18 protein-coding genes, 3 pseudogenes and 1 riboswitch are annotated in these 19,560 nt (G+C 75.1%); of the genes and pseudogenes, 8 read left to right on the forward strand and 13 right to left on the reverse strand.

Features of this window, described 5'->3' with window-relative positions; translation table 11 throughout:
• Positions 1-3: 3 nt before the first annotated feature.
• Positions 4-1,308, reverse strand: a complete 1,305-nt coding sequence (locus tag OG799_RS14760) for a hypothetical protein (RefSeq protein ID WP_406045603.1) — start codon at positions 1,306-1,308, stop codon at positions 4-6.
• Positions 1,309-1,533: 225 nt separating this feature from the next.
• Between OG799_RS14760 and OG799_RS14765 the strand changes: the two genes are divergently transcribed.
• The 6 genes from OG799_RS14765 (at position 1,534) to OG799_RS14790 (ending at position 7,289) form a co-directional block, all read left to right on the forward strand.
• A complete protein-coding gene (locus tag OG799_RS14765) occupies positions 1,534-3,096 on the forward strand; it encodes an NAD(P)/FAD-dependent oxidoreductase (protein ID WP_406045604.1) in 1,563 nt (520 codons plus the stop codon).
• Between the two features lie 145 nt (positions 3,097-3,241).
• A riboswitch (SAM riboswitch) is annotated at positions 3,242-3,353 on the forward strand.
• A 32-nt stretch (positions 3,354-3,385) separates the two neighbouring features.
• Positions 3,386-3,517, forward strand: a complete 132-nt coding sequence (locus OG799_RS14770; protein ID WP_406045605.1) for a hypothetical protein — start codon at positions 3,386-3,388, stop codon at positions 3,515-3,517.
• Between the two features lie 102 nt (positions 3,518-3,619).
• Positions 3,620-4,477 (forward strand): ABC transporter substrate-binding protein, encoded by an 858-nt coding sequence (locus OG799_RS14775; RefSeq protein ID WP_406045606.1) that lies wholly within the window; start codon positions 3,620-3,622, stop codon positions 4,475-4,477.
• A 41-nt stretch (positions 4,478-4,518) separates the two neighbouring features.
• Positions 4,519-5,304, forward strand: a complete 786-nt coding sequence (locus OG799_RS14780) for an amino acid ABC transporter permease (protein WP_406045607.1) — start codon at positions 4,519-4,521, stop codon at positions 5,302-5,304.
• Positions 5,301-6,053: an amino acid ABC transporter ATP-binding protein gene (locus OG799_RS14785; protein ID WP_406045608.1), complete on the forward strand. Its 753-nt coding sequence runs from the start codon at positions 5,301-5,303 to the stop codon at positions 6,051-6,053. The genes OG799_RS14780 and OG799_RS14785 overlap by 4 nt, the downstream gene beginning before the upstream one ends.
• A gap of 126 nt (positions 6,054-6,179) precedes the next feature.
• Positions 6,180-7,289, forward strand: coding sequence for an FUSC family protein (locus OG799_RS14790; protein ID WP_406045609.1), 1,110 nt, complete (start codon positions 6,180-6,182; stop codon positions 7,287-7,289).
• Between the two features lie 204 nt (positions 7,290-7,493).
• Here the strand turns inward: OG799_RS14790 and OG799_RS14795 are convergent, their stop codons facing one another.
• From OG799_RS14795 to OG799_RS14825, 7 genes and pseudogenes are all read right to left on the reverse strand, one after another.
• Complete coding sequence (locus OG799_RS14795; RefSeq protein WP_406045610.1) at positions 7,494-8,186, reverse strand: RibD family protein; 693 nt, start codon at positions 8,184-8,186, stop codon at positions 7,494-7,496.
• Positions 8,183-8,836, reverse strand: a complete 654-nt coding sequence (ribA, locus tag OG799_RS14800) for a GTP cyclohydrolase II (protein WP_406045611.1) — start codon at positions 8,834-8,836, stop codon at positions 8,183-8,185. Before ribA ends, OG799_RS14795 begins: the two co-directional genes overlap by 4 nt.
• A 66-nt stretch (positions 8,837-8,902) precedes the next feature.
• Positions 8,903-9,808 carry a lysylphosphatidylglycerol synthase domain-containing protein gene (locus OG799_RS14805; RefSeq protein WP_406046291.1) on the reverse strand — a complete coding sequence of 302 codons (906 nt, stop codon included), beginning with the start codon at positions 9,806-9,808 and terminating at the stop codon, positions 8,903-8,905.
• Positions 9,809-9,945: 137 nt separating this feature from the next.
• Positions 9,946-10,761: an SAM-dependent methyltransferase gene (locus OG799_RS14810; protein WP_406045612.1), complete on the reverse strand. Its 816-nt coding sequence runs from the start codon at positions 10,759-10,761 to the stop codon at positions 9,946-9,948.
• A pseudogene (locus OG799_RS14815) lies at positions 10,758-11,794 on the reverse strand (glycosyltransferase family 4 protein). Before OG799_RS14815 ends, OG799_RS14810 begins: the two are co-directional and overlap by 4 nt.
• Positions 11,795-11,797: 3 nt before the next feature.
• Entirely contained in the window at positions 11,798-12,196 is a 399-nt protein-coding gene (locus OG799_RS14820; protein WP_406045613.1) for a 6-pyruvoyl trahydropterin synthase family protein, read from the reverse strand.
• Between the two features lie 3 nt (positions 12,197-12,199).
• The gene (locus tag OG799_RS14825) at positions 12,200-13,177 is read right to left on the reverse strand and encodes a zinc-binding alcohol dehydrogenase (RefSeq protein WP_406045614.1); all 978 of its coding nucleotides are present in this window, start codon (positions 13,175-13,177) and stop codon (positions 12,200-12,202) included.
• Between the two features lie 91 nt (positions 13,178-13,268).
• Here OG799_RS14825 and OG799_RS14830 point away from each other — a divergent pair.
• Positions 13,269-13,985 (forward strand): annotated as a pseudogene (locus tag OG799_RS14830) (CDP-alcohol phosphatidyltransferase family protein); the annotation flags it as partial.
• A 249-nt stretch (positions 13,986-14,234) separates the two neighbouring features.
• A pseudogene (locus OG799_RS14835) lies at positions 14,235-15,947 on the forward strand (sulfatase-like hydrolase/transferase); the annotation flags it as partial.
• A 15-nt stretch (positions 15,948-15,962) separates the two neighbouring features.
• Here OG799_RS14835 and OG799_RS14840 read toward each other — a convergent pair.
• The 5 genes from OG799_RS14840 to OG799_RS14860 all read right to left on the reverse strand — a co-directional run bounded on the left by OG799_RS14840 (position 15,963) and on the right by OG799_RS14860 (position 19,423).
• Positions 15,963-16,250 (reverse strand): hypothetical protein, encoded by a 288-nt coding sequence (locus OG799_RS14840; RefSeq protein WP_406045615.1) that lies wholly within the window; start codon positions 16,248-16,250, stop codon positions 15,963-15,965.
• A gap of 119 nt (positions 16,251-16,369) precedes the next feature.
• A complete protein-coding gene (locus tag OG799_RS14845) occupies positions 16,370-17,431 on the reverse strand; it encodes an ABC transporter ATP-binding protein (protein WP_406045616.1) in 1,062 nt (353 codons plus the stop codon).
• Positions 17,428-18,252 carry an ABC transporter permease gene (locus tag OG799_RS14850; protein WP_406045617.1) on the reverse strand — a complete coding sequence of 275 codons (825 nt, stop codon included), beginning with the start codon at positions 18,250-18,252 and terminating at the stop codon, positions 17,428-17,430. The genes OG799_RS14845 and OG799_RS14850 overlap by 4 nt, the downstream gene beginning before the upstream one ends.
• Positions 18,252-19,010, reverse strand: coding sequence for a molybdate ABC transporter substrate-binding protein (modA, locus tag OG799_RS14855; RefSeq protein ID WP_406046292.1), 759 nt, complete (start codon positions 19,008-19,010; stop codon positions 18,252-18,254). Before modA ends, OG799_RS14850 begins: the two co-directional genes overlap by 1 nt.
• A gap of 11 nt (positions 19,011-19,021) precedes the next feature.
• On the reverse strand, positions 19,022-19,423 hold the full coding sequence (locus tag OG799_RS14860; RefSeq protein ID WP_406045618.1) for a molybdopterin-binding protein: 402 nt from the start codon (positions 19,421-19,423) through the stop codon (positions 19,022-19,024).
• Positions 19,424-19,560 lie beyond the last annotated feature (137 nt).

Below are 19,560 nucleotides of genomic sequence, written 5' to 3' on the forward strand. Positions count from 1 at the left end.
GCCTCAGATGATGAAGTGCGTCCAGTAGGTCAGCCAGACCACGAAGAGCGCCCCCTGGAGCAGCGCCAGCGCGGCGGTCAGCCAGGTGTCGAGGGTGACCCGGCGGGCCCAGCGGGCCAGCACCAGGCCGACCGGGAACGCAGCCAGCAGGTAGCGCAGCAGGCTCTTGTGCACCGGCGGGCCCATCGACAGCGGAACCAGCACCACGATCACCGTGTAGACCAGGTACGGCAGCTCGGCCCGGCGCAGCCCGACGACGGCCACGACCAGCACCGCGACGGCGAACCAGACCCGCAACGCGTCGGCCGAGTTGTGACCGGTCAACGCGTGCCACGCCACCGCCAACGGGTTCTGCACGGTGATCCCCCAGCCCTGCTCCTGGGCGTGCTTGTACGCGAACCAGTCACCGGACTGCCAGCGGCAGAATGCCATGAAGGTCAGCCAGCCGGCCGGTACCAGCACCAGCGGCCAGCCCCGCCGCAGGTACCGCCCGAGCGTGCGGCGGTTGAGCCGGTACCCGTGCTGGCGCAGCAGGACCAGGGCGAGCGGGATCACCACCAGGAAACCGACCGAGCGGCTCAGCGCCAGGAAGTAGCCGACGATCCCCACCAGCAGCCAGCGACGCCGCTCGGCATACCAGAAGGCGGCCAGGGCGAGGCAGAGGAAGAGCGACTCGGTGAGCGCCGCCTGGAACAGGAAGGCCGTCGGCAGGAGCAGCAGGTAGCGGACGAACCGGCGACCCGCCGCCGGGTCGTCGCCGTCCGCCGCGCCACCGGGACCGCCGTCCGCCGCGCCGCCCGCTCCGAGCAGGCGGGCGCCGAGCTGGTGGGCGTAGTAGAGCTGGAACACCAGGGCCACGTTGCTGACCAGCAGCAGGGCCCAGGCGGTGTGCCCGCCGAGCAGCGGCGCGACCGGCCGGGCCAGGAACGGATAGAGCAGCGGGAAGCCGAAGTCCGGCCAGGGTCGGTCCAGCGGGAGCCGGGCCAGGTGGTCGTAGAGGAACGAGTCCCAGGCGAACCAGAGCGAGATCCACCGGTGCGGCGAGATCGCGTGCTGCTGCGTACGCGCCATCGTCTCGTCCGCCGGCGGCGCGCCGGGCACGCCGTCCCAGGCGCTCAACGCCAGCACGCCGACCAGGCTGAGCACGACCTTCGAGCCGACGAAGACCGCCAGCACGAAGCCCCACGGGGCGGGCACCCGGGCGGCGAGCCGGGACAACCCCCGGCCGGCGCGGCGGGGCCGGGCCCCCGGTCCCGGCCGGTCCGTGGCGGGAGCGCCGGTCACGCCGGCCCGCCACCCGTCCACCATCCGTCCCCCACGCGTCGCCCCGCCCACGGCCGCGCCGGACCGCGAACCGTCGCCCGGGATCCCCGTTTCGCGGCCGCTGACACCTGCCTCGGATTGATCGTCCGGCGTCCCTGGGAGGCCGGGCGCGCCGGGGACATTCGCGCCGCACGGGCAGGTGAGATCGGGGGCGGACCGGGTATCCGCGCTGCCGCAACTGACCGGACGGCGGCGAAGGGCTCGAACAGCATGGGCGAGAAGAGCGGCACCGTCGTCATCGGCGCGGGTCCGGCGGGGCTGACCGCCGCGTACGAACTGCTCCGGCACGGCGAGCTGGTCCGGGTCTTCGAGGGCGACGACGTGGTCGGCGGGATCAGCCGCACCGTGGAGCGGGACGGCTGGCGCTTCGACATCGGCGGGCACCGGTTCTTCACCAAGGTCTCCCGGGTGGAGGCGTTCTGGCACGAGATCCTGCCCGACGAGGACTTTCTGCTCCGGCCGCGGATGAGCCGCATCTACTACCGGGGCGCGCTCTACGACTACCCGCTCAACGCCGGCAACGCGCTGCGCAACCTGGGCATCGTGGAGGCGGTGCGCTGCCTCGGCTCGTACGGGCGGGCGCGGCTGCGGCCGCCGAAGGACCAGTCGCACTTCGAGGGCTGGGTGTCGGCCCGGTTCGGCTGGCGGCTCTACTCCAAGTTCTTCAAGACCTACACCGAGAAGGTCTGGGGGATGCCCGCCGACCAGCTGCAGGCCGACTGGGCGGCGCAGCGGATCAAGAACCTGTCGCTGTCCAAGGCGGTGCTCAACGCGCTGCTGCCCCGGCGCAACCGCAAGGACGTGATTAGCCTGATCGAGGAGTTCCAGTACCCGAAGTTCGGCCCCGGGATGATGTGGGAGCGCTGCACCGAGCGGGTGGCGAAGCTCGGCGGCTCGGTGCGTACCGGCAGCTGGGTGACGACGGTGCACCGGAACCCGCGGGCCCACCGCGCCACCGGCGTGACCGTCGCCGACGCGGCCGGGGACCGGATCGAGCCGGCCGATCACGTGATCTCGTCCATGCCGATCTCCGCGCTGGTGCACGCGATGAGCCCGGCGGCCCCGCCCGAGGTGCGCGCCGCCGCCGACGACCTGCGCTACCGCGACTTCCTGACCGTCGCGCTGGTCGTGCCCGAGGAGTTCTCGTTCCCGGACAACTGGATCTACGTGCACGACCCGGCGGCGAAGGTGGGGCGGATCCAGAACTTCGGCTCCTGGTCGCCGTACCTGGTCAAGGACGGGCGCACCTGCCTGGGGCTGGAGTACTTCGTCTTCGAGGACGACGAGATGTGGCGCAAGTCGGACGAGGATCTGGTCGCGCTCGCCACCGCGGAGCTGGAGCGGCTCGGTCTGGTCCGGCCGGGCTGCGTGGAGGCCGGCCATGTCGTCCGGATGCCGAAGGCGTACCCGGTGTACGACGAGCGGTACCAGCACAACGTGGACGTGATCCGGGACTGGCTGGGCCGCGAGGTGCCGAACGTGCACCCGGTCGGGCGTAACGGCATGCACCGCTACAACAACCAGGACCACTCGATGCTGACCGCGATGCTGACCGCCGAGAACATCGCCCACGCCGCCGGCCACGACGTGTGGACGGTCAACGTGGAGCAGGACTACCACGAGCGGAGGTCGTCGCCGGCCGCCGACGGGCGCGGCGACGGCCGGCACGGCACCGGGCGGGACGCGCCGATCATGCCGGCCCGCCCGGACCCGCACCGGCGGATCGGGAAGGTCCGTACGGCCACCCCGACGGCGGCGGCGCGCCGACCATGAGCCGCACGACGGCGCTTGTCCCACCGCCGCCGGAGGTGCGCTTGTCCCACCGCCGCCGGAGATGACAGCGCAGTAAGGGCCGGTACGTGAGCGTGGTCATAACGACTGGACGATCACTGCGGGGCTGCTGCTAGCCTTCTCGGCAGGTCATGAGCGCCAGCGTCAAGCCCCGGCTCGCTGGCCGGCAACCCTCCTCCGCGGTGGGGTGCCCCGGGTGAAGACCGGGCACCGGCAGCACGCCGGTGCAAGCGTGGCCTGGTACCCAGGTCATTACCGACCCGAGGGAACCATGTCTGCTCACTTTCGCGCCCCGATCGCCGACGATGCCGCGTACCCGGCCGACTTCACCCTGGTCAAGCGCCGGCACGTCGACCTGATGCGGGTGTGCAGCGACGGCTGTCGCCGCGCCGACGCGCGCTGAGCGCCACCACTCCCTTCCTCGAACCACCCACTCCGGCTCGCCCGCCCCGGGCGTGCCGTCGGCGGCGTGCGCCCACGCCGCCCCCGGACCCTGGAGACACCCGTGCGATTCCTTCCCGCCCTGTCCCGCGTCGCCGCGCTCGGCGCCGCCGCCGTCCTCGCCGCGACCACGCTCACCGCCTGCGGCGACGACGCCACCACCAGCAAGGCCGCCAACCCGTACGGCCTGCTCCAGCCCGGCGTGCTGCGGGCCGGCACGCTCACCGACGCCCCGCCGAACGTCTACCTGAAGGACGGGAAGTTCACCGGCTTCGACAACGACCTGCTCACCGCGGTCGCCGCCAAGGTGGGCCTGAAGGTGGAGTTCGTCGGCACCGACTTCTCGGCGCTGCTGTCGCAGGTCAACAACCACAAGTTCGACGTGGGCAGCTCGTCGATCACCATCACCGAGGCGCGGAAGAAGACCGTCGACTTCGGCAACGGCTACGACTTCGGCTACTTCGGACTCGACGTGCCGGCCGGCTCGCCGATCACCGGTTTCGACCAGCTCGCCGGCAAGCGGGTGGTGGTCGTGCAGGGCACCGTGCAGGACGACTACGCCACCGGCAAGGACCTGAACCCGGTGCGGGTGCCCGACTACAACGGCGCGATCAACCAGCTCAAGGCGGGCACCGCCGACGCGTGGATCGCCCCCGCCGAGATCGGGGAGAAGTCGGCCGCGGACAGCACCGGCAAGATCACCGTGGCGGCCAAGCAGCTCAGCCCCGCCCCGACCGCGTACGCGGTGGCGAAGGGGAACGACCCGCTGCGCGAGGCGCTGAACAAGGGCCTGGACGAGGTGATCGCGGACGGCACCTGGACGAAGCTCCAGGCGCAGTACTACCCGGGCCGGCCGATCCCGGCCGACTTCAAGCCGGGCAGCGGCACCGTTCCGGCGCCGTCGGCGTCGGCGGCTTCCTGACGTACGCGGACACGAGCGAGCGTGGCGGGTAGGAGATTTCGATGGATCCGTTGAGCACCCTGTGGGAGACCTTCTTCGACTGGGACTCCATGCGCGAGGCGCTACCGGACATGCTGACCGTCGGGTTGCCCAACACGCTGATCCTGGCGGTCTCCGCCGCCCTGCTCGGCTCGCTGCTGGGCATCCTGCTGGCCATCGCCGGCATCTCCCGTACCCGCTGGCTGCGCTGGCCGGCCCGGGTCTACACGGACATCTTCCGCGGCCTGCCCGCCGCCGCGACCATCCTGCTCATCGGCGTCGGCCTGGCGCCGCTGGGCATGGACGTCTGGGGGCCCAACCCGTACCCGCTGGGCATCCTCGCGCTGTCGCTGATCGCCGCCGCGTACATCGGGGAGATCTTCCGGGCCGGCATCCAGAGCGTCGAGGTGGCGCAGCTGGAGGGGGCCCGGGCGCTCGGCTTCTCCTGGGGCGAGGCGATGCGCCTGGTGATCGTCCCGCAGGGCGTCCGCCGGGTGCTGCCGGCCTGGGTGAACCAGTTGATCGCCCTGATCAAGGACTCCAGCCTGGTCTACTTCCTCGGCCTGCTGGCCAGCCAGCGGGAGCTGTTCCGGATCGGGCAGGACTACGCGGCGAACACCGGCAACCAGTCCGCCCTGCTACTGGCCGGCCTGTGCTACCTGGCGCTGACCGTGCCGCTGACCCACGCGGTCAACGCCATCGACCGGCGGCTGCGGCAGGGCCGGGCGGTCACCGTCGATCCCGACGACCACCTGGCCCTGGCCGGCGAGACCGCGCCGCCCACGACCGGACGGAAGGACCAGCGATGACCGCGACCAGCACCGCCACCACCACCTCGGTCAGCCTCGGCGTCCGCGACGTGCACCTCGCCTTCGGCACGCACAAGGTGCTGCGCGGCGCGGCACTGGACGTGGCCCGGGGCGCCACCGCCTGCGTGATCGGCCCGTCCGGCTCCGGCAAGTCCACTTTGCTGCGCACCATCAACCGGCTGATCGAGCCGGACGCCGGCGACGTGCTGTTGGACGGCCGCAGCGTGCTGCGCGACGACCCGGACGCGCTGCGGCAGCGGGTCGGGATGGTGTTCCAACAGTTCAACCTCTTCCCGCACATGACGGTGCTGCGCAACATCACCCTCGCCCTGCGGAAGATCAAGAAGCTCTCCGCGGACGAGGCCGCGCAGCTGGCCCGGGCCCAGCTCGACCTGGTCGGGCTGGCCGGCAAGGCCGACTCCCGGCCGGCGCACCTGTCCGGCGGTCAGCAGCAGCGGGTGGCCATCGCCCGCGCCCTGGCCCTGCAACCACAGGTGATGCTCTTCGACGAGGCCACCTCGGCGCTCGACCCGGAGCTGGTCAAGGGTGTCCTCGCGGTGATGGCCGACCTCTCCGCCGACGGCATGACCATGGTGGTGGTGACCCATGAGATGGGCTTCGCCCGCGAGGTCGCCGACACGGTGGCCTTCATGGACGGTGGCGTGGTCCTCGAGGCCGGCGGACCCGCCGCCATCTTCGAATCCCCCGAGCACCCCCGGCTGCGCCGCTTCCTCGCCCAGGTGCTCTGACCCGCCCGCCGCACCGCCAGGTGCGAGAACGGTCTCGTTACGACGATCAACGTCCCGGGTACAAGCCCGTGCGACCGGAATCGTCGGTCCGGTGGTGCGCCGGTCCGCCTAGGGAGGGTGCGGACAGTGCGAGGTTGGTGGAAGGCCGCCGTCGGGCGGCTGCGGGACGGCTGGATCCCGGTCGTCGAGGCCGCGCTCGCCGCGACCGTCGCGTGGCTGATCGCCGCGCGGCTCATCGGCCACCCGGACCCGTTCTTCGCGCCCAGCGCCGCGCTGATCGTCCTGGGCGAGTCCCGGGGACAGCGGGTCCGGCAGACCGTCGAGCTGATCCTCGGGGTGGCCGGCGGCGTGCTCATCGCCGACCTGATGGTGCACGCGCTCGGGCCGGGCACCGGGACCATGCTGATCGTGCTGCTGCTGACCCTCGTCATCACGGTGGCCGCCGGGGCGAGCAGCACGCTGATCATCCAGACCGCGGTCTCCGCGCTCTACCTGGTCGTGGTGGCCGCCCCGAAGGGTGAGTTCGCGCCGTTCCGCTTCGTCGACGCGCTGATCGGCGGGGCGGTGGCGCTCGCCGCGAGCCAGCTCGTGACGGCCCGCGACCCGCTCGCCCCGCTGGTCGCCGAGGCCCGGCAGACCTTCACCGACCTGGCCGAGCTGCTCGACCGGATCGACGAGGCGCTCGGCCGGTGCGACGAGACGGCCGCCCGCGCGGCGCTGGCCCGGGCCCGCCAGGTGGACGGCTGCGTGGAACGGCTGCGCGAGGCCGTCCAGGCCTGCGGCGAGACGCTGCGGCTACGGGTCCGCCGCCGCCGGCACCTGGGCCAGATCGAGGAGGTCGAGGCCACCGCCCGGCAGCTCGACTACGCCGTACGCAACATCCGGGTGCTGGCCCGCAACGGGGTCGCCCTGGCCCGGCTGCACACGGCGACGCCGCCGGAGCTGGGCGCCGCGATCCGCGCGCTCGCCCAGGCGGTACGCGCCGCCGGCGCGGCGCTGGCCACCGACCTGACCGGCCGCGACGACGCCGACCGGCACGTCCGCCGGGCCGACGAGGCGGCTCTGGAGGCCGTCCGCATCGGCGCCGAGCTGCTCGAGTCCGACCCGTCGCTGCCAGTGGTGATGATCGTCGGTCAGATCCGGGCCACCGCCATCGACCTGCTGCGCGGCGTGGGCAAGGACGACGTGGCGGTGCTGACCCGGGTCGACGAGGCGCTCGGCATGCCGGCGGTCTGAGCCTCGGCCACCTCGCCCGTCGGCCCGGCCCAGGCCTGCTGACCCGGGCCGGTCAGGGGCGCATGCGTCGCTTCCCGGCATGTCGCACCGACCCGGCCTGTGCCTGGCGAGCGATATGCCTGACAGGCACATCTATGACTCTCAGGCATATCGCTCAGCAGGACGACGCCGTCCGGACAAGCGCACGGCGTCCGAACCCAGAGCTCAGGCCTCCGGGCAGCGGTCGGAGAGGGCGTACCGGGTCAGCACCACGTCGTCGATCTGGCGAACCTCCAGCACCCGGGCGCGCCGGCCCGGGTGCCAGGGGAAGCGGCCGTCCCCGACGAAGCGCGGCGCCCGGCCGTCGCCGACGAAGAACGGCGCGACCACCAGGTGCAACTCGTCGGCGAGGCCGTCGCCGAGGAACTGGGCGTGCACGATGCCGCCGCCCTCCACCATCAGCCGGCTCACGCCCCGGGCGGCCAGGTCGGCGAGCAGCGCGGCCGGGCTGGCCGGCTCGCCGGCGTCGACCACGGTCGCCACCGCGCCCAGCCGCTCCCGGGTCTTCTCCAGCGCGCCGCTCGGGCAGTACACCAGCTTCGTCGCCTCACCCATGGTGAAGAAGCGGGCCGCCGGGTCGAGGTCCCCGCTGGCGGTGACGGTGACCTTCACCGGGGACGGCGGCAGACCCCGGGCCACCCGCTCGGCGCGGCGCCGGTCGGAGCGCACCAGCAGCCGCGGGTCGTCCCGCCGGACGGTGCCCGCGCCGACCAGGATGGCGTCGCAGCCGGCCCGGACCGCGTCGATCCGGTCCAGATCGTCGGCGTTGGAGAGCAGCAGCCGCTCGGCCGAGGCGTCGTCGATGTACCCGTCGATCGACATCGCGCAGCTGAGCAGCACGTACGGCCGGCCGGTCACGGCACGAACGGCAGGTCGAGGGCGTGCTCGCCGCGGGTGACCTTCGCCGCCAGGTAGCCGGCGTTGGCCGGGGACAGGTGCACACCCGTCGGGACCCGCTCGGCCACCGTCACGCCGAGCCGGTCGAGCTGGTCGGCCTTGTCCGGGTTGTTGCTGAGCAGGGCGACCCGGGACACGCCCAGCGCGGCCAGCATCTGCGCGGCCGCCGTGTAGTCGCGCTCGTCCGCGCCCCGACCCAGCGCCAGGTTCGCCTCGTACGTGTCCAGGCCGGCGTCCTGCAGGGCGTACGCGTCGAGCTTGGCGTACAGGCCGATGCCGCGCCCCTCCTGCCGCAGGTAGAGCAGGAAACCGTCGGCCTCGGCGATCCGCTCGACCGCCTCCCGCAGCTGCGGGCCGCAGTCGCAGCGCTGGCTGCCGAAGACGTCCCCGGTCAGGCACTCGCTGTGCGGCCGGACCAGCGGCGGCGCCCCGTCCGTGGCCTGCCCGTCCACGGTCGCCGCCCAGTCACCGAGGCCGAACGCGAGATGTTCCCGGCCGTCCACCAGGCCGTCGAACGAGAAGACCCGGGCGGACGTGACGTACCCGTCGGGGAACCGCAGTGGCACCGTCACCTGGGCCCGGACCGTCGCCACCGGCAGCGCTTCGTCCATTGCTCTCCTTCGTCCGGTGCCGCCGGACGCGCCGGCAGCGCACACCAAGGTCCACCGTAGGCGCGGTCAGCGACCGGTGCTGGCCGTCGGTGCGGGGAACCGGCGCAGCAGCGGCACGGCCGCGCCGGGCAGGCTCGCGACGAGCACCAGCGCGCCGTACACCGTCGCCGCGGCGACGCCCTGCGCGGCGGTCAGGCCGGCGGCGGCGAACGCCCACGCGGCGACCCCCTCGCGCGGGCCGAACCCGCCCACGTTGGCGGGCAGCCCCATCGCCAGCAGGGCCAGCAGCGTCAACGGCACCAGCCGGGCCAGCGGCGCGTCGGCGCCCGCGGTGCGCGCCGCGACGACGAAGGTGGCCAGGTGGCCGGCCACCACCACGGCGGAGGCGACGACCACGCCCGCCCAGGTACGCCGGGCGAGCAGCCCGGACCGGACGTCGGCCGCCGCGGTGCGCAGCGCCCGCCCCCACCTGGACGGGCCGGAGCGGGGCGCCGCCCGGGCGAGCAGGACCAGACCCAGCCCGACGGCCAGCAGCGCACCGGCTGCCGCGGGCAGGTAGCGGCGGACCGGCGAGGGCAGCGCCGCCAGCACGACCACCGCGATGACGAGCTGGACGACCTGCCCGGCGGTGCGTTCCCAGACCACCGCGCGGATACCCCGGCTGGCGTCGCCGGCATCCCGGCCGTGCCGGACCGCGCGGTGCACGTCGCCGAGCACCCCGCCGGGCAGGGTCGAGTTGAGGAAGACCGCGCGGTAGCAGTGGGCCACCGCGGCGCCCATCGGCAGCCGTACGCCGAGGCCCCCCGCGACCAGCGCCCACCGCCAGGCGCAGCAGACGGTGGTGACCAGGCCGATGGCGAGGGCCGCGCCGAGCGCCGGGGCGTCGATCAGCCGCAGCCCGGCGAGGAACGGCCCGGCGCCCACGGACCCGACGAGGGCGGCCAGCACCCCGAGCCCGGCGAGGGCGCGGATCCAGGGCCACGGCGACCGTGCCGCCGGGGCCGACGCCGGCCCGCCGGTGGTGGCCGGCGCGGACGCGGCGATGGTCCCGTGCGACACGTGGTCCTCCCTCAGTCCACCCCGTGTCACGTAGCGGGCGGCCGTCCGGTTCACCCGTCGGCCAGCAGGTCGGCGTGGTGCAGCAGCACCCGCAGCCGGCCCTGGGCCGCCTCGGCCAGCCTCCGCCGCCGGTACGCGCCGGCCGGCCCGGCCAGTTCCGGCCGCTGCTCCACGGCCGCGTCGAGCCAGCCGGTCAGCCACTCGCCGGTCAGCGCCGCCTGCTCCGGGCCGAGCCGCCACGGGCTGGGCCGGACCAGCACCTCGACCCCCCGCCGGGCGAACGCCGCCCGGGTGGCCTCGACCGCGTCCGGCCCGAGCAGGGCGCGGTCGTCGACGGTACGGCGCTGGTGGGCGTTGAACGCGGCGGCGAACTCCCCGTCCAGCGGGTCGGCCGGGGTGAACTCGACCCGGCCGACCACGGTCAGCATGAACAGCGTGGGGTGCCCGGCGCAGGCCGCCACCACCCGCTCGACCTCCTCGGCGGTGAGCATGTCCAGCAGCGCCGACGCGGTGACCAGGCCGGCGCCGGCAAGGTCGGCGGCGGCCAGCCGGGTGATGTCGGCGCACCGGGTCGCCACGGTGACCGGGCTGCCGTCGGCGGCGGCGTGCACCAGGTCGGCGGCGGCCCGGTCCAGCAGGCCGGCGTCCCGGTCGTACAGGATCCAGTGCTGCGGCCCGGGCAGCAGCGGCGCCAGCCACCGTCCCATCGAACCGGTACCGGTACCCAGATCGTGCACGACCAGCGGCCGGTCACCGGTCAGCCGGCGGCGGACCGCGTCCACCAGGTCGGTGGCGCGGGCCGCGGCGTCGGCGGGCTCGCGCAGCCGCAGCCAGTCCGCGAATTCGGGCGGGAGTTGCGTGGTCATGCCGCCGTCGCCTCCATCAGTACGGCCGCCAGGCGGGTCGAGGTGACCGCCCAGTCGGTGAGGGTGTCGCGCCGGTCCCGGGCGGACCGGCGCAGCCGGGCCCGCAGGACGGGGTCGGTGAGCCAGCGGCGCAGCGCGCCGGCCAGCGCGTCCGGGTCGTCGGGCGGCACGAGCAGGCCGGGTCGGCTGCCGTCCGGAGCGCGCCCGAGCGCCTCGGGCAGCCCGCCGACGTCGGTGCCCAGCACCGGTACGCCCCGGGCCAGCGCCTCGGTGACCACCATCCCGTACGTCTCCCCCCGCGACGGCAGCACCAGCAGGTCGGCGGCGGCGTACGCCGCGTCCAGCGCCGGCCCGGTGCGGGGGCCGACCAGCCGGACCCGGTCGTCGAGGCCGACGGCGGTGAGCTGCCGGCGCAGCCGGTCGACGAAGTCGGGGTCCCGGGTCAGCCCGCCCACGCAGTCGCAGCTCCAGGGCAGGTCGGTGACCGCGGCCAGGGCCGCGGCGAGCACGTCGTGGCCCTTGTGCGGGGTGACCGCCGCGACGCAGAGCAGCGCCGCGCCGTCCGCCGTGCGGGTGGCCGGGGCGCGGGGTCCGCCCCGGGCGGGGCGGCCCGGACCCGGTCGGCGGGCAGCGCGTACCGGTCGAGCAGCCGGCGGCGGGTCCACTCGCTGGTGGTGACCACGGCGGTGGCGGCGGCCAGCGCCCCGGCCTCGGCGTCGGTCTCCAGCGGCAGGTGCACGAGCACCACCTGGCGCAGCCGGCGGGCCTGCGGCGCCAGCAGCTCCGGCACGGTCGAGGCGACCAGCCCGTCGAGCAACACCAGCGCGCCGTCGGGCAGCCCCGCGAGCACCCCGGCGAGGGCGGCCCGCTCCCCCGCCCCCGGTCGCGGCCAGTCGCCGGGCACGGGATGCTCCCGGACGGTCCAGCCGGTCGCGGCGAGCCCCCGGCAGACCCGGCGGTCGTAGCCGTTGCCGCCGCTGGGGCTGGCCGGGTCGTCGATGTCGCCCGGCAGCACCACGTGCACCGTGGTCATCCGCTACAGCGACCGCTCGTAGCTGGCCCAGGCGACGTGCGACTCGTGCAGCGTGACGGTGATGCCGGCCAGGTCGCGCGCGCCGGCGCCGAGCCGGCCGGCGTGCACCCGCTCGGCGAGCCGGTCGGCGATCGTGCGGGCCAGCACCTCGGTGGTGGTGTTCACCCCGGCGAAGGCGGGCTCGTCGTCCAGGTTGCGGTAGGTCAGCTCGCCGAGGACGGCCTTGAGCTGCTCGGTCGCCAGGCCGATGTCGACGACGATGCCGTCGGCGTCGAGGTCGGGGCGGCGGAAGGTGGCGTCGACGACGAAGGTCGCCCCGTGCAACCGCTGGGCGGGCCCGAAGACCTCGCCGGTGAAGCTGTGGGCGACCATCATGTGGTCACGGACGGTCACGCTGAACACGGATCACTCCTCGTCGTAGGTGATGAGCTGGCACAGCGCGGGCAGCCGGCCCGAGCCGAGCCGGTCGAGCACGTCGGGCAGGTCCGCGAAGCGGGAGCGGCCGGTGAGCAGCGCGTCGAAGGCCGGGTCGGCGAGCAGGTCCAGGGCCAGCGCCAGCCGGTCGCGATAGCTGCGGTCGGTCCGCCGCGGCGACACCGTACCCACCTGGCTGCTGTGGATGCGCAGCCGACGCGAATGGAACGCCCCACCGAGGGACAGCGTGACCGGGCGGTCGCCGTACCAGCTCAGCTCCAGCACGGTGCCCTCCGGGCGGAGCAGTTCCAGGGACCGTTGCAGGCCGGCGGCGCTGGCGCTGGCGTGCACCACCAGGTCCCGGCCGCCGGCCGCGTCGGCGGGGAGGGCGAAGTCGACCCCGAGCGCGGCGGCCACCGCGGCCCGCGCCGGGTCGGCGTCAACCAGCTCGGCCCGTACCCCGGGGAAGCGGGCCAGCAGGGCGGCGACGCAGCAGCCGACCATGCCGCCGCCGACCACGGTGACCCGGTCGCCGACCAGCGGCGCGGCGTCCCAGAGCGCGTTCACCGCCGTCTCCACCGTGCCGGCGAGGACCGCCCGGGCCCCCGGCACCCGTTCCGGTACGACCACCACCGCGTCCGCCGGCACGACGTACGCGGTCTGGTGCGGGTACAGGCAGAAGACCGTCCGGCCGCGCAACGCGTCAGGCCCCTCCTCGACGACCCCGACGTTGAGGTAGCCGTACTTGACCGGGGCCGGGAAGTCGCCCTCCTGGAACGGGGCGCGCATGGTGGCGTACTGGTCGGCGGGGACCCGACCGGCGAAGACCAGGGTCTCGGTGCCCCGGCTGACGCCCGAGTACCGGGTGCGGACCAGCACCTCGTCGGCGCTGGGAGCGGGCAGGGTCACCGACCGGATCTCGCCCGCGCCGGGGGCGCGGAGCCAGAAGGCGCGGGTGTCGCGGGTCACGAAATTCCCTCTTTCCGCATCCGGACCGAACCGGACGGCCGGATTTCCCGTGTTCAGTGGCAGGGTTGTCGATCATAGACACGGAGGCAGGGTGTCCACGGTTCGAAATGGCTCGGTACTCGGGCTGATCGCCCAGTTCGTCCTGCTGGCCGGGCTCACCGGCACGGTCGGTCTCGGCGCGGCGGGCTGGCTGGCCGGCCTCGCGTACGGCGTGGCCCTGTGCGGTCTGCTGCGGCGCGGCCTGCGGGCGGCCGGGGCGGACGCGCTCGGCCCGGCGGACCGGGTGACCCTGACCCGGGCGGTCCTGGTCGGCGGCGTGCTGGCCCTGGCGGTGGACGCCTGGGGGCGGCCGGCGCCGGTGGCGGTGCTGCTCCCGCTCACCGCCGTGGCGCTGGCGCTCGACGCGGTCGACGGTCGGGTGGCCCGGCGTACCGGGACCGCCAGCGACCTCGGCGCGCGGTTCGACATGGAGGTCGACGCGTTCCTGATCCTGGTGCTCAGCGTCCACCTGGCGCCCACGGTCGGCGGCTGGGTGCTGGCCATCGGCGGGATGCGGTACGCCTTCGTCGTCGCGAGCTGGCTGCTGCCCTGGATGCGGGGCACCCTGCCGCCGCGGTACTGGCGCAAGGTCGTCGCGGCCGCGCAGGGCGTCGTGCTGGCCGCCGCGTCCGCCGCCGCGCTGCCACCGGCCGCGGCGACCGTGCTGGTGGTGGGCGCGCTGGCGATGCTGGTCGAGTCGTTCGGCCACGACGTCGCCTGGCTGTGGCGGCACCGCCCGACCGCCGGGCCGGCCCCGCAGGTCACCGCCCCGCGCGCGGCCGTGCCGCAGGTCAGCGCCCCGCAGGTCACCGTCCCGCGCGCGGCCGTCTCGCACGTCACCATTCCGCACGTCGCCGTCCCGCACATCGCCGGCCGGCGCGTCGCCGTGCCCCGCGTCATGCGGGTCACCGTCACCCGGGCCACGCCCGTCGCGGCCGCCGGCGAGCCGGTCGCGGCCCGGTGGACGGCCCACCAGCCGGTCTGAGCCAACGGAAACCGACCGCTCCGGGCACCGCGAGGGAAGGACCGAGCATTGTCACTCATCACCCGCTTCCGTCGACCGGCGGCGGAACCGCCGGACGACGCCGCCCCCACGGTGCCCACGCCCCGGAGCCGTCGCGCCCTGGCGGGTGCCCTCACCGGACTCGCCGCCGCGCTGGTGCTGGCCGCGCTCGTGGCGCCGGACCAGGTGGGCCGACTCCGCCCCGGCGCGTTCCTGCGGATCCCGGTGGAGGGACTGGTCGCCGTCGCGCTGCTGCTCGTCCTGCCGGCCCGGGCCCGCCGCCCGGTGGCGGTGGCGCTCGGTGTGGCGCTCGGCCTGCTGACCGTGCTCAAGCTCCTCGACATGGGCTTCTTCGTGGCCCGGGACCGACCCTTCGACGTGCTGCTCGACTGGGGACTCTTCGACGACGGCTTCGGCTTCCTCACCGACTCGGTCGGCCGGGGCGGCGCGGTCGCCGCCGCGGTCGGGGTGCTGCTCCTCGCCGTCGCGCTGCTCGCCCTGCTCACCCTGTCGGTGCTGCGGCTGACCCGGCTCGTGGTCCGGCACCGCACCGGCACGGTCCGCGCCGTCGCGGCCCTGGCGGTGCTCTGGCTGGGCTGCGCCCTGTTCGGGGTGCGGCTCGACCCCGGCGTCCCGGTCGCGGACCGGCAGGCGACCACGCTGGTCGCCGCGCACGCCGGCCAGGTGCGGGCCGGGCTGCGGGACCGGGAGGTGTTCGCCGGCCAGGCCGCCACCGACGCCTTCCGGAACGTCCCCGGCGACCGGCTGCTCACCGGGCTGCGCGGCAAGGACGTCCTCGTCGCGTTCGTGGAGAGCTACGGCCGGGACGCGGTCGAGGACCCCGAGTTCGCGCCGCACGTCGACGCGGTGCTCGATGACGGCTACCGCCGGCTGCGGGCGGCCGGGTACGACGCGCGCAGCGGCTTCCTCACCTCCCCCACCTTCGGTGGTGGGAGCTGGCTGGCCCACGCCACGCTGCTGTCCGGGCTCTGGATCGACAACGACCAGCGCCACCGGGACCTGCTGGCCGGGAACCGGCTGACCCTCAACGGCGCGTTCCACCGGGCCGGCTGGCAGACGGTGGGCGTCCTGCCGGCGGCCACCCAGCCCTGGCCGGAGGGGAGGTTCTTCGGGTACGACCGCTACTACGACGCCGAGAAGCTGGCCTACCGCGGCCCGAAGTTCAGCTACGCGCCGATGCCCGACCAGTACACGCTCGCCACCTTCCAGCGGCTGGAGCGGGACCGGCCGCACGCCCCGCTGATGGCGGAGATCCCGCTGGTCTCCAGCCACTCCCCCTGGTCGGCGATCCCCGAGCCGGTCGGCTGGAACGCGGTCGGCGACGGCTCGATCTTCCACCAGGCGTCCACCAGCACCGGCGGCGGCCGGGACGTGGTGCAGCGCGGCGCCACGCAGATCCGCGCCGACTACCGGCGTTCCATCGAGTACACGCTCGACACCCTGGTCTCCTACGTGCTGACGTACGGCGGGGACAATCTGGTGCTGGTCTTCCTCGGCGACCACCAGCCGGCGACGGCGGTCACCGGTGCGGGCGCCAGCCGGGACGTGCCGATCACCGTCGTGGCGCACGACCCGACGGTGTTCGACCGGATCGCGAGCTGGGGCTGGCAGGACGGGCTGCGCCCCGGGGCGCAGGCCCCGGTGTGGCGGATGGACACCTTCCGGGACCGCTTCCTCACCGCGTTCGGCCCGCAGGGCGCCCGGTGACCGGTCCGGCGCCGGTCAGGCCGCCGCGCGGCGGTCCCGCGCCCGCGGCACCGGCGTCTCCCGGGGTTCGGACCCCCGGCCGGCCGACGTGCCGGCGCGAGCCAGGCGCATCGCCCGCCGGGCGTTGACCATCGGCTCGCACGGGGCGCTCTGGTGGCCGCAGAGCAGGCTGGGACACCGGCCCTCCTCGTCCGGCTCGTGCGCGGCGGCTACGTCGTACGCCGCCCGCCACAGCAGCGGGTCCGTCACGTCGTCCGGCAGGACGGCGTCGCGGCTGGACCGGGTGGGTGTCGTGTCGGGCACGCCGCACCCCTCTCGTCGTCGCTCTCGGTCTGACTGACCCGTCAGGACCAGGTCAAACCTCCCTCAGGCGGGCGGCGGCGTCCACGAGACGACGGTCACGTCGGGCCGCCGCCCCTCGGTCAGGCCGGGTAGGCGTGCGTCTCGGCGGCCTTGACCGCCGCCCAGACCGGCTGCCCGGGGGCGAGCCGCAGGTGCGCCGCCGCGGCGGGGGTGACGTCCGCGGCGACGGTGATCGGGCCGTCGAGCTGGACCCGCAGGTTGTCGCCGTGCCGCTGCACCCCGGCGACGGTGGCCGGCCAGACGTTGCGGGGGCTGCCGTCGGGCCGGGTCGGGTGCAGGGCGACGGCGGCGGGCGGGAAGGCGACGAAGGCGTCCCCGGCGACCCGGTCCGCCGCGGTGAGGGTCAGCTCGCCGACCTGGACGGTGCGCCCGTCGGCGCGGCCTCGGTGCAGGTTGAGCCCGACCAGCCGGGCCACGTAGTCGGTGCGCGGTCGGGCGGTGACGCTGGCCGCGTCGCCTTCCTGGACGACCCGCCCGTGCTCGACGATGAGCAGCCGGTCGGCGAGCACGAAGGCGTCCAGCGGGTCGTGGGTGACCAGCAGCGTGGCGCCGGAGTGGCCGCCGAGGTGCCGCTGGAGTTCGGCCCGGGTGTCCAGCCGGGTGCCCGCGTCCAGGGCGGCGAGCGGCTCGTCGAGCAGCAGCAGGGTCGGGTCGACGGCGAGGGCCCGGGCGAGGGCGACCCGCTGGGCCTGCCCGCCGGAGAGCTGCCGGGGCCGGCGGCGGGCCTGCTCGGCCAGGCCGACCCGCTCCAGCCAGCCCCGCGCCCGGTCGCGGGCGGCCCGCCGGTCGACGCCGCGGCGGCGGGGTCCGAACGCGACATTGTCCAGGGCGCTGAGGTGCGGGAAGAGCAGGTAGTCCTGGAACACGACACCCACCGGGCGCCGTTCGGGCGGCACCCAGCGCCGCCGGTCGGGGTGGTCGAGGTCGACGCCGTCGAGGGTGAGGTGGCCGGCGGTGAGCGGGTGCAGGCCGGCGAGCGCCCGCAGCGCGGTGGTCTTGCCGGCGCCGTTCGGGCCGAGCAGCGCGACGACCTCGCCGGCCGCGATCCGCAACCGCAGGTCGAGGTGGAAGCCGTCCCGATCGGCGACCAGGTGCGCGTCGAGCAGGGGCGGAGCGGTCACGGGGCGCCGACCCAGCGGTCCCGCAGCCCGGCCAGGATGGCGACGGAGACGGCGAGCAGGATGAGGCTGAGCACGATCGCGGCCGGCAGGTCGGTCTCCAGGGCGAGGTAGACGGCGAGCGGCATGGTCTGCGTCCGGCCGGGGTAGTTGCCGGCGAAGGTGATGGTGGCGCCGAACTCGCCGAGGGCCCGGGCCCAGCAGAGTACCGCCCCGGCCGCGACGCCGGGGGCGACCAGCGGCAGGGTGACGTGGGTGAACGTGGTCCAGCGGCCGGCGCCGAGGGTGGCGGCGGCCTCCTCGTAGCGCGGGTCCGCGCCGCGTAGCGCGCCCTCGACGGCGATGACCAGGAACGGCATGGCGACGAACGCCTCGGCGAGCACCACCCCGGCGGTGGTGAACGGCAGGGTCACCCCGAAGGTGGCGTCCAGCCAGGACCCGAGCAGCCCGCGGCGGCCGAAGACCAGCAGCAGCGCCACCCCGCCGACCACCGGCGGCAGCACCAGCGGGACGGTGACCAGCGCCCGGACCAGCCGCCGGCCGGGGAACTCGACCCGGGCCAGCAGCCACGCCAGGGGTACGCCGAGGACGACGCAGAGCATCGTGGCTCCGGTGGCGGTCTGCAGGGACAGCCGCAGCGCGGTGAGCACGCCGGGCTGGGCCAGCCGCTGCGGCAGGGTGGTCCACGGGGCGCGGGCGAGCAGCCCGACCAGCGGCAGGACGAGGAAGACCAGCCCGAGCCCGGCGGGCAGGAGCAGCGCCAGGGGCACCCGGTGCCGGGGTCGCGGTCGGGCGGCCCTCGCGGCGGTGTCGCGGGCCGGCACTACGCCTGCGGGGCCTGGAACCCGGCGGCGGTGAGCACCGCGCGGCCGGCCTCGGAGCGGACGAAATCGAGGAAGGCGCGGGCTGCGGCCGGGTCGCCCGCCCGCTTGAGCACGACGATCGGATAGTCGTTGACCGCGCCGGCCGACTCCGGGAACTCGACCGCGTCCAGGTCGGACGCGCCGGCGCGGGCGTCGGTGCGGTAGACCAGCGCGGCGTCGACCTCGCCGAGCTTCACCTTGGCCAGTGCGCCCTTGACGTCCTGTTCCAGGGTGGCCGGGGTGAGCCGGGCGCCGGCCGCGTCGAGCGCCGTGCGCGCCGCCGACCCGCAGGGCACCTGCTCGGCGCAGAGCGCGACCTTCACCCCGGGCCGGGTCAGGTCGGCCAGGCCGGCGACCCGGTGGGGGTTGCCCTTCGGCACCGCGATGACGAGCTGGTTGCGGGCGAGGGTGACCGGGGTGTCGGCGGCCTCACCGGCGTCGGTCACCGTCCTCATGGTGGCGGGTGAGGCGGCGGCGAAGACGTCGGCCGGGGCGCCCTGGGTGATCTGGGTGGCCAGCGCCGAGCTGCCGGCGAAGTTGAAGGCCACCGTCGTGCCGGGGTGGGCGGCCTCGAAGTCCCGGCCGAGCCGGGTGAACGTCTCGGTCAGCGAGGCGGCGGCGAAGACGGTGACCCGTCCACCGGCGGGCGCGCCGCCGTCACCACCGCAGCCGGCCAGGCCGAGGGTCAGGGCGGCGACCCCGGCGAGGGCGGCGCGGATCCACCGTACGGTCACGGGTTGGTCCTTCCCCTGGCGGCGGTGGCGCGTTCCACCACGACGGTCGTCGACTTGATCACGGCCACGGCCACCGACCCGACGGTCAGGTCGAGGTCGTCGACGGCTTCGCGGCTCATCAGCGACACGATGCGGAACGGCCCGGCCTGGATGTCGACCTGCGCCATCACCGTGTCCTTGACGACCGCGGTGACGATGCCGCGCAGCCGGTTGCGGGCGGACGACAGCTCCGGGTGTCCCGGGGCGCGGACGAACGCGGCCAGGTCCAGCCCGTCGACCACCCGGTGGCCGTGGTCGTCCCGGCTGGCGGCCAGCCGACCGGCGTCGATCCAGCGGCGCACCGTGTCGGCGCTGACCCCGAGCAGCTCGGCGGCCTCGCCGATCCGGAACACCGTCACGCGATCACCTTAACGGCCCGCACCTGCGATGGGGAAGACGGCCGAGCCCTGGCATCTTCAGGCTGGGAAGCCTGATGCGGACCGCCTCTGCGGCTGGCGGCCCGCGGGCCCGGGTGCGCCCGGCGACGCCGGGGCCG

The sequence above is a fragment of the Micromonospora sp. NBC_00898 genome (genome assembly GCF_045207895.1).
GTDB lineage: Bacteria > Actinomycetota > Actinomycetes > Mycobacteriales > Micromonosporaceae > Micromonospora.